2 protein-coding genes are annotated in these 1,347 nt (G+C 67.3%); both read left to right on the forward strand.

The window, feature by feature from the left end:
• Window positions 1–1,014 (forward strand): DDE-type integrase/transposase/recombinase (locus tag ECTPHS_RS13635; protein ID WP_008933349.1); only part of this gene is annotated, 1,014 nt, incomplete at its 5' end.
• Window positions 1,015–1,018: 4 nt separating this feature from the next.
• Window positions 1,019–1,347: ATP-binding protein (locus ECTPHS_RS13640; protein ID WP_008933350.1), on the forward strand; the 329-nt coding region annotated here is incomplete at its 3' end.

Raw genomic sequence — 1,347 nt, forward strand, 5'->3', positions numbered from 1 at the left:
CAGGTGATCCAGCACCTGCGCGACAGTGGCGGCGTGGACGCGGATCTGCCGCTGCCGCCTTCCACCATCCACCGCCTGTTCACCCGGCATGGGCTGATGCAGCGCCAGACCGAGGCCACTCATGACCAGGATCGCCGCCGCTTCGCCTTTGCCCGGGCCGGTCAACTGTGGTCCAGCGATGTCATGCACGGCCCCAGTGTCACCGTCGAAGGGCGCGTGCGCCGCAAGACCTATCTGATCGCCTTCATGGACGACGCCACCCGGGTGGTTCCCCAGGCCGCCTTCGCCCTGGCGGAGAACACCCGCGCCTTCCTGCCCGTATTACGCCAGGCGCTGAGCCGGCGTGGGCTTCCCGAGCGACTTTACGTCGATAACGGCGCGAACTACCGCTCCCACCACCTGGCTCTGGTGTGCGCCAAACTGGGCATCGCCCTGATCCACGCGCGCCCCTATCGCCCCCAAGGCAAAGGCAAGATCGAACGCTTCTTCCGCACCGTACGGGCCCAGCTGCTGAACACCCTCACCCCGGAGGATACCGCCAGCCTGGAGGCCCTCAACCGGCGCCTGTGGGCCTGGGTTGAGGGGGAGTATCACCACAACCCCCATCGCGGTCTGGACGGGATGACGCCCCTGGAGCGCTGGGCCCAGGACGGTGACCAGGTGCGCTATCTGGACCCGAGTCTGGACCTGGAGGATCTGTGCCTGTTCGAGGCCGCGCGCAAGGTCCACAAGGACCGTACCGTCAGCCTCGACGGCGTGATCTACGAGGTGGATGCCGCCCTCATCGGCGAGCGTGTCACGCTACGCTACGACCCCGGGGCTACCCGGCGCACCGTGCAGATCGTCCATCAAGGTCGGTACGTGGAAACTGCCAGGCCCGTGGATCTGTATGCCAACTGCTTCGTCAAGCGCAACACGCCCTCGCGCGAGGCCCGCAGTGAGGATCAGGCCCCGCAACCCAGCCCCTCAGGGATGCAGTGGCGGGACTTCGATATCGAGTCGGCGGAGGACTGAGGCCATGTACCGCAAGCACTTCGGCCTGACCGACTACCCCTTCGAACCCAACGTGGCCAGTGAAGATCTGTTCGAGTCCCAGACCCTGCGGGAGGCCCAGGCCCGGCTCAGGCACCTGCTGCGTCTGCGCGGCATCGGCCTGCTCACCGGCGAGGCCGGCAGCGGCAAGACCACCGCCTGCCGCCGCATCACCAGCGCCCTGCACCCGGGGCTCTACCGCACCTTCTACATCCCCCTGACCACCGGCAATGTCATGGACATGTACAAGTCCATCGCCTGGGAACTGGGCCTGCCCACCGAGCGCAACCGCGCCAGCGCCTTCCGCCAGGTGCG

It is taken from the genome of Ectothiorhodospira sp. PHS-1 (assembly GCF_000225005.1).
Lineage (GTDB): Bacteria > Pseudomonadota > Gammaproteobacteria > Ectothiorhodospirales > Ectothiorhodospiraceae > Ectothiorhodospira.